Origin of the sequence: Bifidobacterium adolescentis ATCC 15703 (genome assembly GCF_000010425.1) — a bacterium.
GTDB lineage: Bacteria > Actinomycetota > Actinomycetes > Actinomycetales > Bifidobacteriaceae > Bifidobacterium > Bifidobacterium adolescentis.
The window spans coordinates 19178-43994 of record NC_008618.1; the positions used below are offsets into that span (position 1 = coordinate 19178).

General features: G+C 57.4%; 19 protein-coding genes and 1 pseudogene. 9 read left to right on the plus strand and 11 right to left on the minus strand.

What is annotated here, in order from left to right:
• Positions 1–205: 205 nt before the first annotated feature.
• From BAD_RS00090 to BAD_RS00100, 6 genes and pseudogenes are all read right to left on the minus strand, one after another.
• Positions 206–436: pseudogene (locus BAD_RS00090) on the minus strand (phosphoenolpyruvate carboxylase); the annotation flags it as partial.
• Positions 437–530: 94 nt separating this feature from the next.
• Complete coding sequence (locus BAD_RS09225) at positions 531–1367, minus strand: hypothetical protein (RefSeq protein WP_230468155.1); 837 nt, start codon at positions 1365–1367, stop codon at positions 531–533.
• Positions 1368–1536: 169 nt separating this feature from the next.
• Positions 1537–2313, minus strand: a complete 777-nt coding sequence (locus BAD_RS09230) for an AAA family ATPase (protein WP_231837086.1) — start codon at positions 2311–2313, stop codon at positions 1537–1539.
• A 44-nt stretch (positions 2314–2357) separates the two neighbouring features.
• The gene (locus BAD_RS08975; RefSeq protein ID WP_011742575.1) at positions 2358–2777 is read right to left on the minus strand and encodes an ABC-three component system middle component 2; all 420 of its coding nucleotides are present in this window, start codon (positions 2775–2777) and stop codon (positions 2358–2360) included.
• The gene (locus BAD_RS09235; protein WP_231837088.1) at positions 2770–3138 is read right to left on the minus strand and encodes an ABC-three component system protein; all 369 of its coding nucleotides are present in this window, start codon (positions 3136–3138) and stop codon (positions 2770–2772) included. The genes BAD_RS08975 and BAD_RS09235 overlap by 8 nt, the downstream gene beginning before the upstream one ends.
• The gene (locus BAD_RS00100; protein ID WP_231837090.1) at positions 3086–3808 is read right to left on the minus strand and encodes a hypothetical protein; all 723 of its coding nucleotides are present in this window, start codon (positions 3806–3808) and stop codon (positions 3086–3088) included. The genes BAD_RS09235 and BAD_RS00100 overlap by 53 nt, the downstream gene beginning before the upstream one ends.
• Before the next feature lie 462 nt (positions 3809–4270).
• On the opposite strand from BAD_RS00100, the gene BAD_RS08735 reads away from it, so the two are divergent.
• From BAD_RS08735 to BAD_RS00120, 3 genes are all read left to right on the plus strand, one after another.
• Complete coding sequence (locus BAD_RS08735) at positions 4271–4855, plus strand: sigma factor-like helix-turn-helix DNA-binding protein (protein ID WP_157822807.1); 585 nt, start codon at positions 4271–4273, stop codon at positions 4853–4855.
• Between the two features lie 324 nt (positions 4856–5179).
• Positions 5180–7576, plus strand: coding sequence for a glycoside hydrolase domain-containing protein (locus BAD_RS00110; RefSeq protein ID WP_008783074.1), 2397 nt, complete (start codon positions 5180–5182; stop codon positions 7574–7576).
• An 833-nt stretch (positions 7577–8409) separates the two neighbouring features.
• On the plus strand, positions 8410–9174 hold the full coding sequence (locus BAD_RS00120; RefSeq protein WP_007058018.1) for a hypothetical protein: 765 nt from the start codon (positions 8410–8412) through the stop codon (positions 9172–9174).
• Positions 9175–9244: 70 nt separating this feature from the next.
• Here BAD_RS00120 and BAD_RS00125 read toward each other — a convergent pair whose 3' ends face one another.
• Both BAD_RS00125 and BAD_RS00130 read right to left on the minus strand, forming a co-directional pair.
• Positions 9245–9880: a hypothetical protein gene (locus BAD_RS00125; RefSeq protein ID WP_007054553.1), complete on the minus strand. Its 636-nt coding sequence runs from the start codon at positions 9878–9880 to the stop codon at positions 9245–9247.
• Between the two features lie 144 nt (positions 9881–10024).
• Positions 10025–12781, minus strand: a complete 2757-nt coding sequence (locus BAD_RS00130; protein ID WP_011742577.1) for a phosphoenolpyruvate carboxylase — start codon at positions 12779–12781, stop codon at positions 10025–10027.
• 201 nt (positions 12782–12982) lie between these two features.
• Here BAD_RS00130 and BAD_RS00135 point away from each other — a divergent pair, with 201 nt between their 5' ends.
• On the plus strand, positions 12983–14815 hold the full coding sequence (locus tag BAD_RS00135) for a threonine/serine ThrE exporter family protein (protein WP_011742578.1): 1833 nt from the start codon (positions 12983–12985) through the stop codon (positions 14813–14815).
• A gap of 57 nt (positions 14816–14872) precedes the next feature.
• Positions 14873–16468, plus strand: coding sequence for a sodium/proline symporter (locus BAD_RS00140; RefSeq protein ID WP_011742579.1), 1596 nt, complete (start codon positions 14873–14875; stop codon positions 16466–16468).
• 138 nt (positions 16469–16606) lie between these two features.
• Here the strand turns inward: BAD_RS00140 and trpS are convergent, their stop codons facing one another.
• The gene (gene trpS / locus BAD_RS00145; protein ID WP_011742580.1) at positions 16607–17707 is read right to left on the minus strand and encodes a tryptophan--tRNA ligase; all 1101 of its coding nucleotides are present in this window, start codon (positions 17705–17707) and stop codon (positions 16607–16609) included.
• A gap of 126 nt (positions 17708–17833) precedes the next feature.
• Here trpS and BAD_RS00150 point away from each other — a divergent pair, with 126 nt between their 5' ends.
• Complete coding sequence (locus BAD_RS00150; RefSeq protein ID WP_011742581.1) at positions 17834–18205, plus strand: DUF3073 domain-containing protein; 372 nt, start codon at positions 17834–17836, stop codon at positions 18203–18205.
• Positions 18206–18340: 135 nt separating this feature from the next.
• Here the strand turns inward: BAD_RS00150 and BAD_RS00155 are convergent, their stop codons facing one another.
• The gene (locus tag BAD_RS00155; RefSeq protein WP_011742582.1) at positions 18341–18778 is read right to left on the minus strand and encodes a sterol carrier family protein; all 438 of its coding nucleotides are present in this window, start codon (positions 18776–18778) and stop codon (positions 18341–18343) included.
• Between the two features lie 328 nt (positions 18779–19106).
• Between BAD_RS00155 and BAD_RS00160 the strand changes: the two genes are divergently transcribed.
• A complete protein-coding gene (locus BAD_RS00160; protein ID WP_011742583.1) occupies positions 19107–21563 on the plus strand; it encodes a glycogen/starch/alpha-glucan phosphorylase in 2457 nt (818 codons plus the stop codon).
• Positions 21564–21891: 328 nt separating this feature from the next.
• Here the strand turns inward: BAD_RS00160 and BAD_RS00165 are convergent, their stop codons facing one another.
• Entirely contained in the window at positions 21892–22122 is a 231-nt protein-coding gene (locus BAD_RS00165; protein WP_021913506.1) for a hypothetical protein, read from the minus strand.
• Positions 22123–22262: 140 nt separating this feature from the next.
• Here BAD_RS00165 and BAD_RS00170 point away from each other — a divergent pair, with 140 nt between their 5' ends.
• The gene (locus BAD_RS00170) at positions 22263–23051 is read left to right on the plus strand and encodes a rhomboid family intramembrane serine protease (protein WP_041777187.1); all 789 of its coding nucleotides are present in this window, start codon (positions 22263–22265) and stop codon (positions 23049–23051) included.
• A 412-nt stretch (positions 23052–23463) separates the two neighbouring features.
• Positions 23464–24738, plus strand: a complete 1275-nt coding sequence (locus tag BAD_RS00175) for a class I SAM-dependent methyltransferase (RefSeq protein WP_011742586.1) — start codon at positions 23464–23466, stop codon at positions 24736–24738.
• The last annotated feature ends 79 nt before the right edge of the window (positions 24739–24817 follow it).

Sequence of the window (24817 nt, forward strand, 5' to 3'; positions counted from 1 at the left end):
CGATGGCTGTCGGTGTCGCGGCGTGGGTAAACGCGGACAGGCGCCGGGTTACGTCGGATGATTGGGAGTCTGTCGCTCGGCCTGCGTGCCTGTTTTGTGCGCTGTCGCCGGCCAGGCTAGGGCCGCGCGACGCGAGCGGGGAGGCCCGCGCCATTTATCGGCACGGAACCTCCCCGCTCGCATCATTCAGGCGGTCAGCCGAAGATCAGCCCGTGTTCTGCAGGCCTGCTGCGACACCGGACACGGTGCACAGGATTAGGTAGGTGTAGTTCTCCTTCTGTCCGTGCGTGAGCTCTTCCTTGTCCACCTTCTTGCGCAGCGACCTGAGGGCGAGCACCTGGGTGACGGACAGCGCGTCCACGTACGGGGAGCGGATGCGGATGGCCTGGCCGAGCACGTGGCGGTGCTGCAGCGGCCACTTGTCGCCCACGATGCGCTCAAGTTAGTCCGGTCAATGGCTTTGGAAAATCATGGGGAGTGCGGCTGCGCGGGTTCGCTCCTCGACAAGGTGACTTGATTTGGGACCGCCGTTAACTTTCGTCAGACACATCGTAAATCCCGTCCAAGTATCCGTATCGTCCGTTGTGCTTGTCCTTCGAGAATTCGACGATATTGATGTTATCGTCAAGAGGAATGCCAGCCATGTGATTCGTGTTTTCGATAATGATGATTTGTTGTGAAACCGCTTGTTTCGCTAGATAGGAAAACAGGCCCACTTTCATGGATGAGTCTTCCAGGGGTCGTATTCCTTCGTCAAACCCATGCAGAGGCGTATCAATAAGCAGCCAACCCGGAGTATGCTTTGACTGTTCATTGAGATAATCATGAAATGCGAGCATAACAACGCTGTTAAGAAATGCGCAGTATCCCTTGCCTTGTTCATCAGCCTTGGAATACCCTGCTATTTCGACATCAAAAGAAGATCTGCTGAAATCTGCAGTATCAGCACCTTGAAAATGACATTGTTGCAGAATGCTGCGTATGGTGTTATTCATGGAATACCAGAAATCACTCTGGAAACATTCGCGTGGCTTGTATTTTTCATCATTCTGTGTTGCTTGACCAGCGTCATCGAGTGCCTTGTTGAAACGAGCATGCAGCGCTATGAGTTCCGCATATTCCGCATGCAATTGTTCTGCATGGGCAATTTGCTCAATATCTTGTTGCATGTGCTGCGCTGTTGGTTGAATGTCGGATTTGAGCGAATGCATATTTTGCCGATGCTGCTGTTTCTCCAGATGCAGCTCCTGTTGCACCTCATCGGCTTTGTCGACGAGGATGGCTAGATCGGTTTCAACGTCTGCTTGGATTCTGTGGATATGCTCAATTTCTGTTGAGACGATTAGAATGTCCTGTTCAGTCGGCACAGACATGTGGATGGGGCTGTGGCAAAACTGACATGTGGCGGGATAGGCATGTGTGCGGGCATGTTTCATTGCCTGTAGTTGCAAATCAAGACGTGCAGCGTCTGATTCGTATTGACTGATAAGTACCTTACGTTGGCGAATAAGTACCTCAAGGTGCTCATATTGTTGATTAAGCTGAGAGATATGTGAGATGGTATGGGCATCTCGATTGAGGAGAGTTTGTCTTTGCTGTTCTACGTGTAATGCTTTTTTGTGAAGGTCTTAAATAGGTGTGAATGGTCTTCCCCTCATTTGTTGCGATATGGCGCATCTCCTCAAGGTGTCTGATGCGAGGCTCTATATCATCCAACTGCTGATGGATGAACTGTTCCACGGCTTTTCTGCGGGCGTGACGTTCGCTGGCACTCTCTGTCTGTATGGAGTTGTCGATTTTTTCATCTTGAACTAGCACGAGCAACGAGGACAGACTTTGTGTGAGAGTTGCTAGAGAGGTACTTTTGGGGAAAAGAATGGAGGGGCGTGCACGTCCTATTTGGTCCTCGGGGACAATCATGAGATGTCTGATGGCATTCCATGTGAAAGCAACTGTATGGTAGGTTTCGTTTGTCGCTATTCTACGGGTTGATTCAACGCCTAGTAAGGCAAGAAGAACCGTATTGATTGATTTACCGGCACGTGATGAAACGGAGTAGGAACCGGGGACGATCATTGGGTTGCTGGATTTTACATGGATAGTGTTCTGAACGTGAATCGAACGACTAAGCGAAACCTCACCGCCGTTGGTCACGAACGTGACCTGTGCAATTTCATAGGCAGTTTTATCGGTAAAGGGGAGCTCTTTCCCTCCGCAGGCAAATTCCACGGTTTTTGCGATTCTGGTTTTCCCGGTGTTCGAAGCGCCGATAATGCAGTTCAGCCCGCATGTGAGATTAATGGCGGATTCCACTCCGTCCTTTCTGATTGCCGAAATTCGACGTATCCATGTGTTTCTCATAACTGGTTGTTCTCTTTCGTTATTCGGTTCATGATGGTTTCATAATCGTTTTTTATCAAGAGCTGAACAGCCTGTCGATAGGAGGCAGCGTAATCGCCGTGCAATGCTTCCGAATATTGGAAACATTCCGGAGTGGCGCGGTACAACAGGCAAGTGGAATCCACGGTTGCTGCTCCAACGATTACGAGTTGGGCTAATCCTGCTTGTATTCGTTTGCGACGAGCATCATATTCGGCTAAAGCATGTGGACCATCGCCGTGAAGATTGCGCTGTCCGAATCCGAATGTTTTCATATAGGTGGCGATAAGGTCAATGGCTGTGATTTCGTCAATTGTGGAAGGTCTAGAAAGAAGGGGAAGGCATAATGTCAATCGTGTTGCTGTTTCCTGTGTTGTGTTAAATAATGAATTATTCATTTTCGTGTACCCACTCCAGCATATGGTCGTTGACCAGCATATGACACAGCCCTTTCTTTTCCGCTGCCTTAATCATTGATGGGAATTGGGCTATAACTGAACCGGATAGGGGGAAACCGGCTGCCTGAGATAGCGTTGCTCGCATGCGTAACAGTCCATCGGCGTAATCAGATGCGCAGGTATCGCATATTCCGTCATAAAGATCAACCTTCAGTGCATCAAATTCTTGCTCTCCGTTTTCTATAACATCCCGTAGATTCCTGCGCATTCCTTCCGCATCGTAAAAATATTCACGTTGCTTGGCGTATTCAGGACGACATGTCTGAGGAAGATCGTCGGAACAGTTGATTGGCTTGTGCAAGTGATCGGCATAGGCGGCTTGCATCTGCGTGAGGTATGTCTTTTTCAAGATGATCATCTGGTTTATCCGGTGGAATTGGATAAGCCTTCCAGGGGACCGAAGAGCGCCCAAGGTGCAATTTGCCGTTGTTGATGCGACCAGACGCCAGAGGTAAGTTTTCGAAAATATCGAATTTCGGCTGAAAGCTTATGCCGTCGATGAGAATGTCACGTCCACCGGCATTCGCCTGGAGTATTGACAGAAGCCATTTTCCTGTGGCAGAAGGAAGCTCACTGATATCCGTAACTCTAATATTTGCCTTGATAAGCTCCTTTTGAAAATCGGCAAGGGCATCAATGCTGATATCGCAGCAAAGACGTTCTACTTTCGAGATATCTAGGCGCTGATAAAACTCGGCGGCTTTCCAGGCAGGAATCTTCTTGCGACCGTTATAAAAACGAGTCAGATCAGTATCGTTGATTCCAGACCAGACCCCGGTGGTAATAGTGGTCTTTCCGGGTTTGCGGTTTCGATGATGTTGGGGAAGTGGATTTCTTAGACCGTCATCCTCTAACACAGCATCGAAGAAATCCTTCATAAATCCCTTTTTGTGGTGGTCTACGCCAGATATATAAGGGTTTACGAGCTGACAGAAGACTCCCAGAGCATAGGTAGCAGTAGTTTCGGCCAAGTGAGTCTCCTTCTCGTCTCCATTTGTCTTCATCCGTCGCCTTCCCATGAGGTCACTGTTCCTACGATGGAAGCCAGATTCAGACGAATAAGCCGGTAAAACACTGGAATATCGCCAGTATACGCCGCTTACAGCTGGATCAGAGAAGCGCAACTTTCGTCTATTGAAAGGATTTGAGACCAGACACATCGTAATTTCTTCTTCAACTCGATGTCATGCGATAACCGGTTATAGAAGTAGGGCATTGGGCTGTTCATCCGTTGTGCCGCAGTGAAGCTGACTGGGGCTTTTAACTAATCACATGCATGAGATCTGCCTGCTTATTCATGGTGACGCGTCGGTTTTCTCCTGAACTGACGCGTCATGCTTATCCAGCAGGTTGGATGCTCATGTGGTGGCCTATGCAAGCAGGTCTCGAAGACCCAATAACTGGGTGGGATCGAGACTGGAATGAGAATTTCATTGAAACATGAGGCAATGCGCGCCGGTAATGTGTCCGTAACTGATATATACAACTGTTCGGAAGTGGAATTACGGACGATGGTTGAACGCGATAGATGTTTGCGCGCAATCCGTATGGGTTGTTCGCCACGTGATATTGCACTACGTACCCCTCAAACGATACTTCAGGAATTGTGGAATGCGGAGGAACGTTCCGCTCACGCTTATTATCGATCGGACCGTGTCAGCGGAGTTATTTGCTCCTATGAGGATTTGGTTGGTGCAGGGCGGGAACCCCAGGGGTGTTCTGCTTCTTCTGAGGATATTCTCTTATGCGCGGAGGATGCGAGAGAAAGAGCTAACTGTTTGCAAGCTATCTTTGCGGAGATCGAAAAACTGCCAGCAGGTCAGCGCAATATCGTCAGGGGTGTACTGGTAAAGGGGGCATCTCAATCAGATATGGCACGAGAGCTGGGCGTGTCCCGAGCTGCGGTGTCCAAACAGCTTTCAACGGCTGTGCGCAAAATTCGTGCCGCTATTCGCGACGAAAGCAAAGAAACGAAGAACACGACAACATCAGCAGTTTGTGAAAGAAAGGAGCATTAATGGTTCATTTCAGTGTTATCAGAGTGAAAGGAAGCCCGTCATATGACTTCGATGCATGCGGAGACATTTTGGCTATGGCCAAAGCTGTAGGTGTCATGACGGAAAACATGCGCACTGATCGCTGCGACAATACACAGTGTGATGGAAGTCGTTGTAAGGGAAACACTATGTTTCGGTTGGAGTTAGACACCGAAAATCGCAGAGTTCATCGCAGACGCCATGCCAGATGAAACGCCCGAGGTTAACACCTCGTGGCGAAACGGCAGTGCAGGTGAGGGCAGATATTGGGTCTGCCTTCAGCAACAGGTCCCGAAGGAGGACATCATGACTGATCAGATGGTGCTGCAGACGCAGCAGTGGCTGAACAAGACATACGGGAATGATCCCCGATTCAAGAAAATCAACCCGGACGGCAGAACTGGTTGGCCGACAATCTATGCGCTTACTCGCGCATTGCAGATTGAATTGGGCATCCAGTCCACTGCCGATAACTTCGGTCCTTCCACCCAGCGGTTATTCAAGCAGCGGTATCCGAATGGGGTGCGGCAGCAGGCAGTTGCGGACAAGAGCACTTCCAACGTGTATTCCATCATTCAGGGGGCGCTGTGGTGCAAGGGCTACTCCACTGGTGGCAACATCTCACAGCATTTCTACGACGGAACAGGTTCCGCGATCAGGAAGCTTAAGGCTGATATGGGCATAGAGGGAGATTCCAGCGTAGACGTTGAGATCATGGGGGCGTTGCTCTCGATGAAGCAGTTCGTGCTGCTGGCCTCTTATGGCGGTATCGACTCCGTCCGTAGGGCACAGCAGTTCATCAACAAAGCATATCGTCCATACACGGGCATCATTCCGACTGATGGACTGTACGGCAGGGAGATGAACACGGCTCTTATCCAGGTGCTTCAGTCGCTTGAAGGTTTTTCACCCAGTGAGGCAACGGGGAATTTCGGCAACGGAACTAGATCTCGTTTGAAAACGATAACAGCAAATAACGCATCCTCTAATGAGTCGTGGGTCTGGCTCGCCAGCACGGCTTTGGCGTGTAATGGGATCGGGGGCGGGCCGACCTTCGTATGGACGAGCACGTTCGCCAATATCGTGAAAGCGTTCCAGGAGCGTTATGCCATTGCTGTGACGGGCTCTATTGATTCGACCACGTGGATGAGCCTGTTGACATCTAAAGGTGATCCTGACCGTCCGTGTGTGGCCTGTGACACTAGGTTCGAAATTACCGACGCCAGGTTGGCGACGTTGAAGGCAGACGGGTATGAAATCGTGGGACGTTATCTGACGGAGCCTGGCCAGTCGTCGTTGGCGCCCAAGGATTACTTTAAGGCCATCCGTCCGGGTGAGCTCGAGCGCATCACTCGGGGCGGCATGCGGTTCTTCCCGATCTTCCAGGAGTACTCCACGAAGCTGGAGCATTTCACCCCGGCAAACGGCGCTGCTCATGCCAAGACCGCTCGTGAGGCGGCGCAGCGTCTTGGCATCCCTCCCACCCATATCTACTTCGCTGTAGACTTCGATGCGACCGATGACCAGGTGACCAGCAATATCCTGCCATACTTCCGTGCGGTTTGTTCGTCTCTTGGTGGTGGATACGGAGTAGGGATTTACGCGTCCCGCAATATTTGTTCCCGCGTCATCGGTGCGGGATGCGCGAGTAACGCGTTTGTGTCCGACATGTCGACGGGATTCTCGGGCAATCTCGGCTTCCCCATCCCGGACGGTTGGGTCTATGACCAGTTCACCGAGATTGACGATTACAAGGGCCAGGGCTGGGATCTGGACCGTGTTGCCTATTCCGGGAAGGTATCAGCATGCGCTTCACTGTTGCCTGCCGTGCCAGTGCCTGCGCCTGATCCCGATCCCGTCTCGCCAGAAACGGATCCGCTGCTAAGATGGGTCGCCGTCACGGAGCAGGAGTGTCGCAAAGCCCTTGCCGCTCTGGGTACCCAGGTAGCGGTTTACGAGGACAGCATCGGTCAATTCATCCTGGAATGGCTCCGCAAACCTGAATACTGGTCGGAAGGCGGTAGCGGGACACAAGCAATGTGGCACGCATATACTCCTGAAGTTTCGACTCCGCCCGACTTGGACGCGGCGCGTGTGGTATGTGCCAATGTATGCGAAGCACAGCCTTCAATTAAAGAGAAACTGCCATCGACTCGAGATGTTGCACACATGGCTGCAACTGCTCTCGGATACCTGACATGGGGTATCGAAAACAATCCAGCCAAATATGGTCTAGGCGATTTAGGTGGCTGGCCTCTCGACTTGTTGCAGATCTGGGGTGCCTATCGCCGTGACGGCAAGCATGCCGACTTGGCAGCATGGCTCTATAAGCACCTTGGGAAAGATGAAGGATTCGGGTACGATGACGTTCTTGCGGATGCAGATGCATGGCTAATTGCTTCTAGTATGAGGAAACGATCCGGTTCGACGGTTCTTTCTGCTGCTATGCGTGAAACGTTTAAGCAGAGTGAGACCCATCGTATCGTTCGATTCTACGACGAACGTTTTGCATCAAGCGCAGATAATGTGGTGAGTGCATATTCAACAATGGCGGACGGTCTTGATGCACTTGGTTTGACAAATATTGGAATGAGCGAAAGCATCCTAAAAAAGGCTGCCGGTACAGACAAGCTTCCTGATAAGCAGGAAGCTGAAGTGAGTGCTCGGGCGTTCGCTGCATTCATTGATCAGCCAAGACGGTAGCTCGCATAATGCATTATGTGTGGGCAGATGTGTCGTCTGCCCACACATTCGCTGTTGTGCTTTCGATTTGGAATTCCTCTGCCAGATACGGGGAAACTTCTAAAAGGCCGCTATGCCGAGGAAGAGTCCTGTAATACCGGTGGCCATCAATACGATGATGGTGATGATTCCGGCGAAGATGCGTACAGGAAGGGTTTCTTTTCCATGGTTTGATGGGCTGTCCGCAACTAATCTCATTACTCCAGCTGTAACCCAGCAAACTGCGCCCAGGACTAGTGCCAGGAATTCTCGACACCATTCCGTTTCAAGTGCGGGAATGCCGACGATTGATGACGGGTCGCTTGCCAGTCTTGGCGGAATAGCGCATAGGATACGCTCCAATATCAGGTAAGGGGTATCAAAATGGATCAGAGTCAAAGCGAATGGGAGCTGTAGCGCCAGTCCTATCCACCACAGCGTGCGTCGGATGGTCGCGAGTCTGTCGCCCGGCCTAGTGTCCGGCTTGCCGCCTTCGCCCTCCGTCCCGGCACCGTCCGCGGGCGTGTGGTCCCCCTCGTGCGCGTCCGTCGTCCCGTCCGTGTCCCTTTCCGCGTCCATATGTCCCCCTCCGATCATCCGAGTCTGTCGCTCGGCCCGCGCGCCCGTTCCGTGCGCGCCGTCGCCGGCCAGTCTAGGGCCGTGCGACGCGAACGGGGAGGCCCGCGCCGTCAATCGGCACGGAACCTCCCCGTTCATCAAGCGGTCGGACAGCCGCGGATCAGCCCGTGTTCCGCAGGCCGGCGGCGACACCCGAGCAGGAGTGTCACAAAGCCCCTGCCGCTCTGGGTACCCAGGTGGCGGTTTATGAGGACAGCATCGGTCAACTCATCCTGCAATGGCTCCGCAAACCTACGTACTGGTCGGAAGGTAGTTCCGGCACGCAGGCACTATGGCATGCATACACACCGGAGCCGGTTACTCCCAGCGAATTGGCCTTGTCGCGTCAGGCATGCGGTGTCGCATGTGATGCACAGCCTGTCATCAAAGGCACGCTGCCCAATCGGGACATCGCCCATATGGCTGCCACATCCTTGGGATACTTGACATGGGGCGTTACGAACGATCCAATGGACTATGGTCTCGGTGATCTGGGCGGATGGGCTCTGGATTTGCTGCAGATTTGGGGAAGCTACCTGGCGAATACCCCGAAAGAGGACCTGGCGTCATGGCTGCACGCTCATCTCGGCGAGCAAGACGCTCGTATGGGATTCAGTTACAGCGATGTTCTCGCGGACTGTGATGCATGGTTGCTGGCGCGGTCCATGCAGAGCAATTCTTCCGAAAGGTCTTTGTCCACCGCTATGCGGGACATGTTCGCGCAAAGCGAGACGAATCGAATTAAACGGTTCTATCAGTCCCGGTTCAAGGGAAGTGCGGACAACCTGGTCATCGCATTTCGAAAGCTTGTTGATGGAATCGATCTTGGAATATTCGATAACGTATCCGGAAGTAAAAAAGCACTGCTCATTGCGTCACATGCAGACCGACTCCCGAGTCAAGCGGAGGCTGGTATATTGGCATTATCCTATGCTGAATCTCTTGAAAATCCGAACCGTTAATCAATCATGATTGTGATCGCATTGCGTGGAATGATTCAGCCATTCCACGCAATGCGCCTCTGGTAAAACGTCATAGAGTCATTAGAGCGGAAAGTAGCGTTATCACAAGAACGGGAAAGACCATGACCAGCACGAGAAACGATATGATTCCCACAAGGACATGCGAGGCGGAAGAGGAATGATCACGAAGTTCCGGATATACAGATCGCATATATGAACGCACGCCAAAGATGACAAGCGCCGCAATCCAGCAGACTACCCCCATAATCAATACTAAGGTAAGTCTACGTACATACTCAGTTGCCGTAGTTAAATTCATGCACGAAGAGGAAGAGAACGTTAAGACTCTGCAGATTATAGTATCATCATCGCCATTGGCGCCCCATTCCGCCCACAAAATAAGTGCTGGTGAAAGCAGCAGTAATCCCAGCCACCATAGCACGCGTCTGGCCTTGCCCAAAGCCACATAGCATCTACTCGCCTTAAGGAATTTGGTAGCTGCTTTCGGTGCCAAAGCATATTTCTTGCCGGAAAAATTTTCTGACGTATCTTCCAGGCCATGTTTTTTCCCAATGTCATCGATCATAGCCGGATTCGCTTTGCAAATGTGGCGTTCGTTTCCGGCATCGCCCTCCGCCTTGATGCCGTCCGTTGGCCCGGTGCTCCCGCGCTCATTCGATGGCTTGTCCATGTCCCCTCCGATCATCCGAGTCTGTCACTCGGCCAGCGCGCCCGTTCTATGCGCGCCGTCGCCGGCCAGTCTAGGGCCGTGCGACGCGAACGGGGAGGCCCGCGCCGTTTATCGGCACGGAACCTCCCCGCTCGCTTTTGTCAGGCGGTCAGCCGAAGATCAGCCCGTGTTCTGCAGGCCTGCTGCGACACCGGACACGGTGCACAGGATCAGGTAGGTGTAGTTCTCCTTCTGGCCGTGCGTGAGCTCTTCCTTGTCCACGCGCTTGCGTAGCGAGCCGAGGGCGAGCACCTGGGTGACGGACAGCGCGTCCACGTACGGCGAGCGGATGCGGATGGCCTGGCCGAGCACGTGGCGGTGCTGCAGCGGCCATTCGTCGCCGACGATCTTGAGCACCCACTTGCGGGTGAGCTCCATCTCGTCGAGGACCTTCTTGTTGAGGTCCTCACGGTCGCCGAGGGCGAGGTACATCTTGGCGATGCGCTCGTCGGTCTTGGCCAGCGACATTTCGATGTTGTCGATGAACGTGGAGAACAGCGGCCACTCCTCGTACGCCTGACGCAAGGTGTTCAGGTCGCCGAACTGCTCGCACGCGGTGCCGAGGCCGTACCATGCGGCCAGGTTGATGCGGGCCTGGGCCCAGGAGAAGATCCACGGAATGGTGCGCAGGTCGTCGAGGGACTTGGCGCCCAGACCACGCTTTGCCGGACGGGAGCCGATCGGCAGCAGGCCGATTTCGGTCAGCGGCGTGACGGTGGAGAACCACGGTGCGAAGCCGTCGGTGTTCAGCAGGTCGAGGAAGCGGTTGTGCGCGGCCTCGTCGAGCTTGCTGGCCATGTCGGCGTACTTCTTGGTCATATCCGTGTTGCGCTTCTCCACGCTCGGAGCGGACTGCAGCAGCGTTGCGGCTGCGACGGACTCCACATGGCGGATTGCAAGCACCGGGTTGCCGTAGCGGGCGAAGATGACCTCGCCCTGCTCGGTGAGCTTGAAACGGCACTTCACGGAGCCGACCGGCTGTGCGAGCACGGCGCGGTTGGCCGGGCCGCCGCCACGACCGACGGCGCCGCCGCGGCCATGGAACAGGGTCAGGTCGATGTCGTGCGATTCGGCCCACTTGGCGATGCGCTCCTGCGCGGAGTGCAGGGCAAGGGTGGCGGAGGTCGGGCCGGCGTCCTTCGAGGAGTCGGAGTAGCCGAGCATGACTTCCATCTTGCCGCCGGTGGCCTTCAGACGAGCCTGGACCTCCGGGATCTTGATCATTTCCTCAAGCACGTCCACCGAGTTCTGCAGATCCTCAAGCTGCTCGAACAGCGGAATCACATCGATGGTCGGAACATCCTCGGGGTGGGAGAACGCCAGACGGTTCAGTTCGTACACGTCCTTGATGTTCTGGGCGCTCTTGGTGAAGGAGATGATGTAACGGCGGGCGGCCTTGATGCCATTGCGCTTCTGGATGGAACCGAGCGCGCGGAAGGTGTCGAGCACCTCGTGGGTCATCGGCTGCAGCTCGCCACGCTCACCGTGCAGGCCATGCTCGCGGATGTCCTCCAGAGCGCGGGAATGCACGACGGAATGCTGACGGAACTCCATCTCGACCATGTGGAAGCCGAAGGTCTCGGCCTGCCAGATGAGGTCCTGCAGCGGGCCGTAGGCGGAACGCTTGGCGTTGGCTTCGGCGAGGGAGCGCTGCACGGTCTTCAGATCGGCGATGTAGTCCTCGCAGGAGTGGTACATGAGGTCGGCGTCGCGGTCGATGGTGGCCTTCAGACGGTCTGCCATGACCAGCATGACGGCGCGGTGCAGCTCCTTGGTGGAGATCAGCGCGGCCTTGTCGGTCAGACGCTCGCTCATTTCCTTCTGGTGGTTCCACAGGGACTTGAGTTCGGCGCTCGGCGGGGTGGTCTCGGCCTCCATCGTCAGGTTCTTGCCGACGCGGCGGGTCTCGATCTCCAGCGCGCCCAGCACGTGGTCGCTGAACTTGCGGGCCACCTGACGGCTCACCTTGGCGGTGACGTTCGGGTTGCCGTCACGGTCGGAACCGATCCAGCTTCCCGGATGGAAGAACGCCGGGCACACCGGCGGCACGAGGCCGGCCTTGTCTCCGAGGACCCAGTCGTCGAAACGACGGTAGACCTGCGGAATGGTGTAGAACAGCGTGTTGTCGAAGATATCAAGAATGGTGTCGGCTTCCTCAACCGGAGTCGGCTTCTTCAGCGCGATCGGGGAGGTACGGAACAGCGCGTCGATCTCGTTGAAGAGTCGACGGGAGTTCTCCTTCTTGTCCGAGCCGCCGAGCAGCTTATGCGCTTCGAGCAGCTGGGAGATGCGGCGGATCTTGCCTTCCACGGCCTTACGGCGGGCTTCGGTCGGATGCGCGGTGAACACCGGATGGAACTCGAGCTGGTCGAGCAGCTCCTTGGCTCTGGCCGGACCCATCTCGTTGATGAGCTGGTGGTAGGCGCAGGTCATTTCGTTCACCGGATCGACGGCCTGGGTGTCGTCAACGGCGTTCTCACGGCTGTGCAGCACGGAGACACGGTAGTTCTCCTCGCACAGATTGGCCAGATGGAAGTAAGTGGTGAAGGCACGAGCCAACAGCTGGGCCTCATGCACGTCCGTCTTGTCGATGATGTCGACAACCTTCTGCAGGTCGTCCTGATCGGGATTCGTGTCGGTCAGAATGCCGGAGAAACGTTCGTCGCTGGCCTTCAGCGCATGTTCGCGCACTTCATCGAACTTGGCCAGCAGGTTTTCATCGAACTCACCGAGCACCTCGCGAAGAATCTGCAGACACAGATCCATTTCCTCTTTGAGGGATGCGGGAAGATCACGCTCCTCAGGGCCCTTGGTGCCGGTGCCGGACGAGACGATAGCCGCGTCCGCAGGCGTGATCTGTTCGTTTTCAGTTGTCATCAGACCTCCTTCTCCAAACCATCGGGTTGCTCGGTCTGTCGGTCCTTCGCGGCACCTCCGCGATTGTTTTGGCCGTCTGTTGCGAGCCCACAGCCCTAAGCTTGGTGGGTAAATGCTCGACCATTGTAGGCGCGGCAAATCGACAGTTTGGTTACGGAAACGCCGGAATGGTTCGCATCGTGGACATTGAATGTCCGGAAAATGGGCATGTGGGAATGTTCGGAAAATATCCGACCAGCCCACACGTTAGACCTGAATAGTGTGAGCGCACTACATGAACATGATGAGAACACCGAACGCGTTGACAGCAGCGCGAAGGCGGTCAGCAAATTCCACACCCACTCCATTCCGCTCGATATGGAAGACATCGAACGCGATTGGGACAAGCCGGTAACCGAAGCCGGCATCGCGGCGAAAGCCAGCGTGATCGTCCGCGTCGGCATGCTTGACCTCGGCGCCGGAACAGGCAGCTTCCGCGTCCGCGAAATGATGCACCGCATCGCCTATCCATTGGGCGTGCACGTGCGCGCCGACGTGAACCTCACCGACATCGAAGCCTCCTGCACGGACGGCAAGGACCGCATCACCGAAGTCGTCGACCTGCCGACCACCGGCGTCAACACCGAACGCATCTGGCTGCTCGAGCACTTCGCCGACTGGTTCAACGTCAACCTCGGCAAAGGCTCTATGTACCACAGCCAATCCGACGTTTCCGAAGGGCTGATGCAGCATCTCGACAAGCGCGACGCCTCGCAGGTGTCGGCCGAACTGTCCAAGCAGCTCAAGGAACGGCAGAAGGCCGAGCAGAACCAGGAAGGTTCCGACGATCCCGTGCTCGACGCGCTGGAAATGGTCACGGAACGCGCGCAGGAAGGCGATTCCACCGCACGTCCGCTGCACATGCGCGATATCGAGGCGGCGGCCGCGGCCGGACGTAGCAATGGCGATTCGGTCGCGGAAAAGCCGCGTAAGAACCGCAACTGCAAACCGCCGAAGGAATATGCCGAGCATTTCGACCATATCGGGAAAGCCGCGGGCGAATCGCAAGGCGTCACCGTACGGCAGGCGCACGAGCGACTCGACATGATCGAACGTCGCAAACCGCTGTATTCGCCGGCCTTCGCGGGACTCGCGTCCGCCTGCGCCTGCGCATCCTTCGTGTTCCTGCTCGGCGGCGGCCCGTACGACATGATCGGCGCGTTCGTCGGCGCCGGCCTCGGCCACTGGCTGCGTCGCCGCCTGTTCGCCCACCATCTCAACCAATTCTTCGTGACGTTCGTCTGCGTGGCCGTCGCCGCGCTGGCATGCACCGGCATGCTGCGACTGATCGGCCTGTTCGATCCGATCGCCTTGCAGCACGACACCGCGTATATCGGCGCGATGCTGTTCGTCATCCCCGGATTCCCGCTGATAACCGGCGGGCTTGACATGGCGAAAATCGACTTCCCATCAGGCGTGCAACGACTCACCTACGTGCTGTGCATCATTCTGATGGCCACGTTGGCAGGATGGATGGTCGCCTCAATCGTGCACCTGAATCCGCAAGGATTCGAGCCGCTTGGACTGAACCCCGTCATCAACTGCCTGCTGCGCATGCTGTTCGCGTTCATCGGTGTGTGGGGCTTCTCCGTGATGTTCAATTCGCCGCAGCGCATGTGCCTCGTCGCAGCCACCATCGGCGCCATCACCGATACCTTGCGATTGGAGATCGTCGACTTGGGCGTGCCCGCGGAAGCCGGCGCGTTCATCGGCGCGTTCCTTGCCGGCCTGCTCGCCTCCGCATGGCGTTCGGCGGTGCGCCACGGCCTACTTGCTCCGCATTTGGGATATCCGCGCATCTGCCTGACGGTTCCGTCTATTGTGATCATGGTGCCCGGTTTGTATATGTACCAGGCCATGTTCCACCTCGGCCAGTTCGATACGCTGAACGCGCTCGATTGGGCGTTCCGTGCGTTCATGGTGATCATCTGCCTGCCGATCGGCCTGGCGATGGCACGAGTAGTGACCGATAAATCCTGGCGCTACGACATTTAATAACCTGCAGAAGGGTAAAAACACTTGGTAACCAAAGATTTCTGGGTGCTGCTGGCCATGGTCTTGTACTTCGCGGCCATGCTGACCATCGGCTTCGTCTACTCCAAGAGGTCCAATTCCTCCACCAAACAGTATTTCGCGGGTGGGCGTGGCGTCGGACCGTGGCTGACGGCATTGAGCGCGGAAGCCTCCGACATGAGCGGCTGGCTGCTTATGGGCCTGCCGGGCGTCGCCTACTTCACCGGCGCGGTCGACCCAATGTGGACGGCCATCGGTCTGGCGCTTGGTACTTACCTCAACTGGAAACTCGTCGCACGCCGTCTGCGCCGCTACTCCGTGGTGGCCGGCGACGCGATCACCATTCCCGACTTCTTCTCCAAGCGCTTCCATGACGATCGCAATATCGTATCCACCATCGCTGCGCTCATCATCCTCGTATTCTTCTGCGTGTACGTCGGCAGCTGCTTCGTGACCGTCGGCAAACTCTTCTCCACGCTGTTCGGCTGGGACTACCACCTGACCATGGTGATCGGCGCCGCCATCGTGTTCGCGTACACCATCATCGGCGGCTATCTGTCCGTGGTCGTGACCGACTTCATCCAGGGCCTGCTCATGTTCTTCGCGCTGGCCGTGGTGTTCATCGGCTCCGTGGCGTCCGCCGGCGGCATCGACAACACCGTCGCCTTCCTCAAGGGCATTCCGGGATTCCTCGACGGCACGCATGTGGCCACGCCGATCCTCAACGACGCCGGCGAGCAGATCGTCAAGGCCGGACAGGCCATGTTCGGCGCGCCCGCCGACTACGGCATCATCACCATCATCTCCATGCTCGCGTGGGGCCTGGGCTACTTCGGCATGCCGCAGGTGCTCGTGCGGTTCCTGTCCATCCGCAGTTCCGAGGAAATCAAGAAATCCCGCATCATCGCAACCACGTGGTGCGTGATCTCGCTGGCGTGCGGCGTGTGCATCGGCCTGGTCGGCCGTGCCATGATGCCGACGCAGTTCGCCACGCAGGCGGCCGCGGAGAACATCTTCATCGTGGTGTCGCAGGCGCTGCTGCCGAGCTTCATGTGCGGCATCGTCGTGTCCGGCATCTTCGCCGCGTCCATGAGCTCCTCGTCCTCGTACATGATCATCGGCGCCTCGGCCGTCGGCGAGAACATCTTCCGCGGACTGCTGCACCGCAAGGCCACCGACCGCCAGGTGATGATGGTGGCGCGCATCACGCTGCTCGTCATGTTCATCTTCGGCATCGTGGTGGCGTTCGACCAGAACTCCTCGATCTTCCAAGTGGTCTCGTACGCGTGGGCCGGCCTCGGCGCATCCTTCGGACCGCTGATGCTCACCTCGCTGTACTGGAGGCGCACCAACAAGTACGGCGCGATCGCGGGCATGCTGTCCGGCACGGCCACCGTGCTCATCTGGCACAACCTCGTCAAGCCGCTCGGTGGCATCTTCGCCATCTACGAGCTGCTGCCGGCGTTCATCGTCTCGCTGCTGTTCATCGTGGTGGTCTCGCTGCTTACGCCCGCGCCAAGCGCGGAAGTGCTGCACGAATTCGACCACTATCTCGACGATCCGGACGACCGCCACGTGGACGACGACCTCGTGGCCGCCGAAATCGCCGCAGGGGAGAAGCGCTCGCAGATCTAAGCGGGATGGCATCCGGCGGAAGGCGTAATCCGCCATTTGTAAGCGAAATGGGTCGGGAACCGATGTGGTTCCCGACCCATTTCTCGTTGTGAACGTGCGAACACGTAAGCGTGCGACGGCCGCACGGCTCAAACGCGCTCAGTAGCGCATGCCCATGGCGTCGCGCACCTGCTCCAGCGTCTCGTTGGCGATGGCATTGGCCTTCTTGTTGCCCTCGGCGAGCACGTCACGCACGTAATCCATATCTTTGGCCAGCTCGGCGCGGCGTTCGCGCATCGGGGCAAGGAAGTTGTTCACGGATTCAACCACGTACATCTTCAGTGCGCCCGCGCCGGAATCACCGATCTCCTCGGCGATTTCCTTCGGGTCGCGGCCGGTGGTCAGCGCTGCGGTGGTCAGCAGTGCGGAGACCTCCGGACGGTTGATCGGATCGAAGGTGATCTTGCGTTCGGAATCGGTGCGGCTCTTCTTGATGAGCTTGGCGGTCTCCGCTGCGGTGGCACTCAGCATGATGGAGTTGCCACGGGATTTGCTCATCTTCTGGTCGTCGAGGCCCGGAATCTCCGGCGCATCGGACAGGATGGCGTCAGGCTCCGGGAACACCGGGTTCTTCTTGGCGTAACGCTCGTTGAAGCGGCGGGCGATGGTGCGGGTCAATTCGATGTGCGGCAGCTGATCCTTGCCCACCGGCACGATATTGCCCTTGCAGAACAGGATGTCGCAGGCCTGATGGACCGGGTAGGTCAGCAGCAGGCCGGTCAGTGCGTGGCCGGAAGCCTCCATCTCGGCTTTGACGGTCGGATTGCGGTGCAGTTCGGACTCGGTGACGAGCGACAGGAACGGCAGCATGAGTTGGTTTTCGGCCGGCACGGAGGAGTGCGTGTAGATCATGGTCTTTTCCGGATCGATGCCGGCGGCCATGTAGTCGAGGATCAGGTTGAGCACGTTGTCCTGGATGTGCTCGGTGGTGTCACGGTCGGTGATCACCTGATAGTCGGCGATGATGATGTTGGTGTGCACGCCCTTGTTCTGCATCTCCACGCGGCTGCGCAGCGTGCCGAAGTAATGGCCCATGTGCAGACGGCCCGTCGGACGGTCGCCGGTGAGCATGGTGAACTTGCCCGGATTCTTTTCGATTGCGGCGAGGGTTTCATCGGAACGCTTCTTTGCGGCGAGGAAGCTCGCGCTCATTTCATTGCCGACAGCAGTGATCTGCTGCTCCTGGGTTTCGTCCGTCATACGTGTCCTTTTCTTAAGAAAATCAACGATTTTATCGTAAAAGTCTGAGCCGACAACGAAATAATGCGCAATAAGTGGTACTCTCTTGTTTGATGAATTGATAGCACAGTAATTTCAGGGGGTCAGATGGGCCGCGGACGTCAGAAAGCCAAACAGCAGAAAATAGCCCGAAAGCTCAAGTACCTGACCACCGACACCGATTACGATGAGCTTGCCAAGGAGCTCGGTGCGCAGGAGCCCGGTTCTGGTTCCTTCGACCCATTTGCCGATATCGAAGCCAAGTATTCTCACGATGTGGACGCCGAAGATGAGACCGTTGGGGACGGCCAAACGTCTTCCGATTCCGCCGATGACCTTGACGAATACGCCAAGTGGGCCGCGGAAGCCGCGGCGAAGGCCACGAGTGGCGAGTTTCCGGCGGCAAAGGCCGCGCCGAAGCCGCACAAGCCCATCCCGATGCCGGTGCCCAGCGCGCTGAAGCCGAAGAAGCAGGACTGACTGCACAGATTTTTTCAACGAATGGCCCGTGGTTTCGACCGCGGGCCATTTTTTATTATTTCGATTTCGATTGTCGGGCGATTGTCGAGCTCGTCCCGCCAACCATCACCGGTCGCACCACGCCGCGACCTATTCCTATGCCAGCGGCAGCAGCCCGCTCAGATCGTCGCGTTCGCCGACGGCGGTGATGCGTCCGGCGTCCTTTTCCTCGCCCCAGCTGGTGATGCCGGTGGCGAGCCTCATCCACACGTCGGGGTCCAGTTCGATGACGTCCGGCGGCGTGAGATTGTGCGGATCGGACGCCGGCCCGTCGAGGATCTTGATGGCGCCCCACGGTGCCACGCGCACCTCCACGCCTTCGCCCGGAGCCTTCTTTTCCAGCAGGTATAGCGAGTAGCGCACCGCCATCGCCCACAGCTGGCGCGGCAGACGCGGCGAGAAGTTGAGCCGGAAATCGAAAGCGGCGTCGTCATCGGCCGGCAGCTGCTCGCTGAAAATGTTGTGCGCCGCGTCCTGCCACTGTTCGAAGGCGGCGCGTCCTTTGCCCAAGTCTTGTTCTCGTATGACAGCCATACCGGTATTGTGCAGCCCGCAAACGACTATGATGGGACTTTGCAAACGATGTAGTCGTAACTAAATAGGGGTTTGAGGGGCGATTTTCCTGCGATTGTGGTGCCCTCGCTTAATGGGCGCCATACGTTGCGTTGCAGTTTTTGCAATGTTTTTTGCAAACGAATGCCGGCTTACGATTGCTGGGAATTTCGTCTTTTTATGATTACGTAGTATGCTGTACATGAGAACGTATGCATGATGTTACTTAGTGTTCATGCGGCCGCAAATGCAAGGACGCTGAAGTAAGGCATAATGTTCCTGGAGAGTATCCGTCAAAGGGAGTCAATCAATGACTGAAATTACCGCACCGAAGTCCGCGGTCACCGCGGAACAGTTCGCTGACGAGATTCGTGAGCAGCTGAAGTACACCCAGGGCGTCACCGTCGAGCAGGCCAAGCCGGCCGACGTGTACGTTGCCGCGTCCGCCGCAGTGCGTCGCCATCTCGTGGATTCCTGGATGAAGACCCAGGCCGACATGGTCAACGGCAACACCAAGGCCGTGGGCTACCTGTCCGCTGAGTTCCTCATGGGCAAGCAGCTCGAGAACGCGCTGCTCAACGCCGGACTGACCGACCAGTTCGACAAGGCCGTGGAAGCTCTCGGCTTCGATGCGCAGGAAGTCATCGACGCCGAATACGAGCCGGGACTCGGCAATGGTGGCCTGGGCCGTCTGGCCGCCTGCTTCATCGACTCCCTCGCCTCCCTCGGCGTGCCGGCGTTCGGTTACGGCATCCAGTACAAGTACGGCATCTTCAAGCAGGAATTCGACGAGAACGGCAAGCAGATCGAGACCCCGGATTACTGGCTGGCCAACGAAGAGCCGTGGGGCCACATCGACTACAACCGCGACCAGAAGGTCTCCTTCGGCGGCGAAGTCGTCGAAGAGAACGGCAAGAAGGTTTGGAAGCCGGCTTGGTCCGTGCGCGCCGTCCCGGTCGACTACATGGTTCCGGGCTACGCCTCCGGCCGCGTGAACACCCTGCGCCTGTGGACCGCCAAGAGCTACGACGAGTTCGATCTGCTCACCTTCAACAAGTCCGAGTACCTCGACGCCGTCAAGCCGCAGGTCGAGGCCGAGAACATCTCCAAGATCCTGTATCCGGAAGACTCCACCCCGCAGGGCAAGGCTCTGCGCCTCGAGCAGCAGTACTTCTTCGTGTCCGCCTCCATCCACGACGCCATCCGCGTCTTCTACCCGGGCCAGGACAAGCCGGATCTGACCACCTTCCCGGACAAGATCAACTTCCAGCTCAACGACACCCACCCGGTCATCGGCATTCCGGAGCTCATGCGCGTGCTCATGGACGAGTATGGCTACGATTGGGACACCGCCTGGACGATTACCAACAAGACCTTCAACTACACCTGCCACACCCTGCTTCCGGAAGCTCTGGAAGTGTGGCCGTCCAAGCTCATCGGCGAACTGCTGCCGCGTCATCTCGAGATCATCGAGAAGATCAACGACCAGTTCGAGGCCGAGCTCAAGGCCAAGGGCGTTGCCGAGGAGACCATCAAGGACATGGCCATCTACACCGGCGACTCCGTGCGCATGGCCTACCTGGCCACCTATGGCGGCTCCCACGTCAACGGCGTGGCCGAGCTGCACTCCCAGCTGCTCAAGGACGTCACCCTGAAGAACTTCTCCGACGTGTATCCGGACAAGTTCACCAACGTGACCAACGGCGTGACCCCTCGCCGCTTCATCAAGCTGGCCAACCCGCGCCTGTCCGACCTCATCACCGAAGGCCTCGGCACCGACAAGTGGCTGAGCGACCTCGAACTGCTCAAGGGCCTCATCCCGCTGGCCGACGATGACGAGTTCGTCAAGAAGTTCGCCGCCGTCAAGCAGGCCAACAAGGTCGACTTCTCCAACTTCGCCAAGCGCAAGTACGGCTTCGACATCGACCCGAACACCATGATCAACACCATGGTCAAGCGTCTGCACGAGTACAAGCGCCAGGCCCTGAAGATCCTGTCCGTCATCGCCGACTACGCCGACATCAAGTCCGGCAAGGTCTCCGCCGACGACATCATGCCGCGCACCATCGTGTTCGGCGCTAAGGCCGCTCCGGGCTACTACCTGGCCAAGCAGACCATCCAGCTGATCAACAACGTCGTCCGCGTCATCAACAACGACCCGGACGTCAAGGGCAAGCTGAACGTCTACTTCCCGTGGAACTACAACATCGAGCTGGCCATGAACCTCATTCCGGCCACCGACCTCGACGAGCAGATCTCCCAGGCCGGCAAGGAAGCCTCCGGCACCGGCAACATGAAGTTCGCCCTCAACGGCGCTCTGACCGTCGGCACCCTCGATGGCGCCAACGTCGAGATCCGTGAGCGTGTGGGCGCCGAGAACTTCTTCCTGTTCGGCATGACCGAGCCGGAAGTCTCTGCGCTGTACGCCAAGGGCTACGACACCAAGGGTCTGTCCCGCGAGTACTACGAGAAGGACCCGCAGCTCAAGGCCGCCATCGATATGGTTGCCGACGGCACCTTCTCCGACGGCGACAAGGACACCTACAAGGACCTCGTCAACGATTGGCTGAACAAGGATTACTTCATGACGCTCGCCGACTTCCGCGCGTACATGGACATCCAGGCCCAGATCGAGGAAACCTACCGCGATCCGATGAAGTGGAGCCGCATGGCCGTGCTCAACGTGGCCAACTCCGGCTACTTCAGCTCCGACCGCTCCATCGAGGATTACCTCGAGCGCATCTGGCACACCGGTCCGCTCAAGTGATTATGGAGCGGTCATGAAACGTCGCTGGCATCGCCGACGCACGCATGATCGCTTTCGCTCCGTCCGTTTCGCAATGGGCGGATAAGTGATGACGACGAAGGCCCTTGGGATTTTCCAAGGGCCTTTTCGTATGTTTTTCGCATGTCCGATTGCGTATGCCGGTAGTGCCCGAACGTACGTGCCGAACGTACGTGGCAATACAGCGACAGTACGACGGAAGGCCGCAAGCCAATCGCAATCGCAAAAGCAAAAGAAAAACCCTGTATCGCAAGATACAGGGCGAAGCAACAAACCCAACGCGGCATAGGTGTGCCGGGGAAAGGCGAAATCAAGCGGCTTCCGGCTCAGCGGCAGGAGCGGCGGCAGTGGCGTCGGCCTCCGGCTCGGCGTCCTTGGTCAGGCCCAGGTCGACCGGCGAGGAGCTGTTCTCCCACGGTTCCTCCCACGGGTCATAGTCGGGATTCTGCTGCTTGTAGATGTACAGACCGACGACGCCAGCAAGCAAAGCTCCGAAGAGCAGTGCGAAGAACTTCCAACCGTTAGAAGACTTGTTCTCCATGACGGCTCCTTTCAAGGTTTCCAAACACTGGCTGACCTGCTCGTTCAAGCCAGCTCTGTTCCCTATCTTAATTCGTGGAATGTGTCGATTGGGTGGATTTACGCGCCGGAAAATACCGCATGTGCCGGTAGTGTTGAGCTATGGCATACCAACGATTCAGTCTGTTTCCCGATTCCCCATCGTTCAAGGATCTGTTCTCCGCCCGATCGCTGCGATACCGGTGGCGCAACGGCGACCCGGTCATCACCACCGCCATCATGGCGATCTGCATCGTGGTGTGGACCATCGAAGCGGTCCTCTTCCTCGTCTGGCCCGAAGGCGGCAACGCGTTCGTGAACGCCGGCATGCTGCTGCCCGCCACGGCCGTCCGGCACCCGTGGACCTTCATCACCTCGATGTTCCTGCACCAGCCGACCTCGCTGTGGCACATCCTGTTCAACATGCTTACTTTGTGGTGCGTGGGGCCCGTGCTGGAACGCATGATGGGGCATTGGCCGTATCTTGCGCTGTACCTGCTGTCCGGATTGGGCGGCGGCGCCGGACTGATGGTGTGGGCCGTGTGCTCGCCGTCGGGATGGATGACCGCCGCATATGGCGCGTCCGGCGCGCTGTTCGGCCTGTTCGCCGCGATTCTGGTGGTGTACAGGAGAATAGGCATCGATATTCGTTCGATGCTGATTTGGATGCTGATCAACTTCCTGATGCCGGTGATCACGCCGGGCATTGCATGGCAGGCGCATGTCGGCGGATTCATCGTCGGCGGCGTGCTTGCGTGGCTGCTGGTCACCGGCCTGCATGCGTTCCGCGGCAAAAGCCTGACGTGGCGCACCACGGTGTACGGCATCACGGTGTTCGTGGTGGTCGTGGCGATCATCGTGGGATGCAACGCCGGCAATCCGCTGATGCATATGTCACTTCTGTACCAGTAATGCGGGAACTACACACATGTAGTTTTCCACATCCGTGGATAACTTTGTGGATAAGTGATGTCAAACCTGTGGGTAAGTCGGGGATAACGTGGTGGATTATCCACAAGGATATTCACAAAATGGCGGAACATAAGGAATTTCCTATGTGAAAATTGTGGATAACCGATATCCACACCCCACAAAAATGGGGAAAATCGCCGCCGGTATTTCGTGGTGCGACGTTGACTCAGGCACAAAATATGGGCGGCGTTATCCACATTCATCCACATTTGTCCACTTGTTATCCACAGGAAAGATAAGATGACGAAGGCAATCGACAAGGACGCAATACCGATGCGCCACGGACGCAGGATACGCGTGCGACGATATACGTGCGACATGGCAGATACTTGCGAAGAAGGGGAGAGGAACCATGAGTGACGGACCACTGCTCAACGACGTGACGCGCGCCTTCGCCGAGGCGCATCGCAATGAAGATGTGCGTGACCTAGCGCTCAAAACCAAACGGACGGCGGACCTCGACTTGCCGGCCGCGCTCGACCAGATCGCGGGCTGGCAAATCGCCCGCAACAAACTGCCGCAATGGGCCGCCTGCGCGGATATCGTCTATCCCGCGCATATTTCCATGGAACAGTGCTCATCGCAGTTCACAGCGCAATACAAGGCCGAAATCGCCCGGCGTCTGTTGCGATCTCTGCCGCAATCGGCGGGACAGACGGCCAACGACGCGACCATGACGGACCTGACAGGCGGATTCGGCGTCGATTTCTCATATCTCGCCCGAGGATTCGGTCACGCCACGTACGTGGAACGCCAATCGCATCTATGCGAACTGGCCGCGCACAATATGGCGGCGCTGGGCCTCACGCAAGCACAGGTGGTGTGCGGCGACGGCGTCGAATACCTACGTGCGATGGAGCCGGCGCAGCTGATCTACATCGACCCGGCCCGCCGCGACGAGCACGGCGCCCGCACCTACGCGATCGAGGACTGCACGCCCGACGTGCTGGCGCTGCGCGATCTGCTGCTGGCTAAGGCACGATATGTGATGATCAAACTGTCGCCGATGCTCGACTGGCGCAAGGCGGTCGACGATTTCGCGGGCACTGTGGCCGAAGTGCACATCGTCTCCACCGGCAACGAATGCAAGGAACTGCTTCTGGTGCTGGACGGCAAGGCTGCCGGGGCAACGTCCGATGCCGCAGCGGCAGACACGCGTGCGCCGCACGTGTACTGCGTGAACGACGATCAGCGACTCGACTACGATGCGGCCGCCTATACGCGCGGCCTGCGCATCGGGGACGCGCCGCTGCCGCACGAGCTGCGCTACCTGTACGAGCCGAACGCGTCGATCATGAAGGCCGGCTGCTTCGACGTGGTGGAAGCGCGATTCGGGGCGGTGCAGATCGGCCCGAGCAGCCACCTGTTCGTATCGGACGAGCCGGTCGATGGTTTTCCGGGGCGCGGTTTTGCGATTGAAACGATCGGCGGTATGGGTAAGAAGGAGCTGAAGCGATTGCTGTCCGGCTTGGACCGTGCCAACATCGCCGTGCGTAATTTCCCACTCACCGCGCCGCAATTGCGCAAGAAACTCAAGCTCGCCGACGGCGGCGACGCCTACCTGTTCGGCACCACCATGCAAGGCGGCGACCACGTGCTGATTCGGACGGCAAAAATCAGCAGATAATCGGCGGGTAAGCGGCGGCTTTCCACTCGACAGGAAACCGCTTTTCCTAAAGCTGAAGCGGGGCGATGCAGACGCGGTA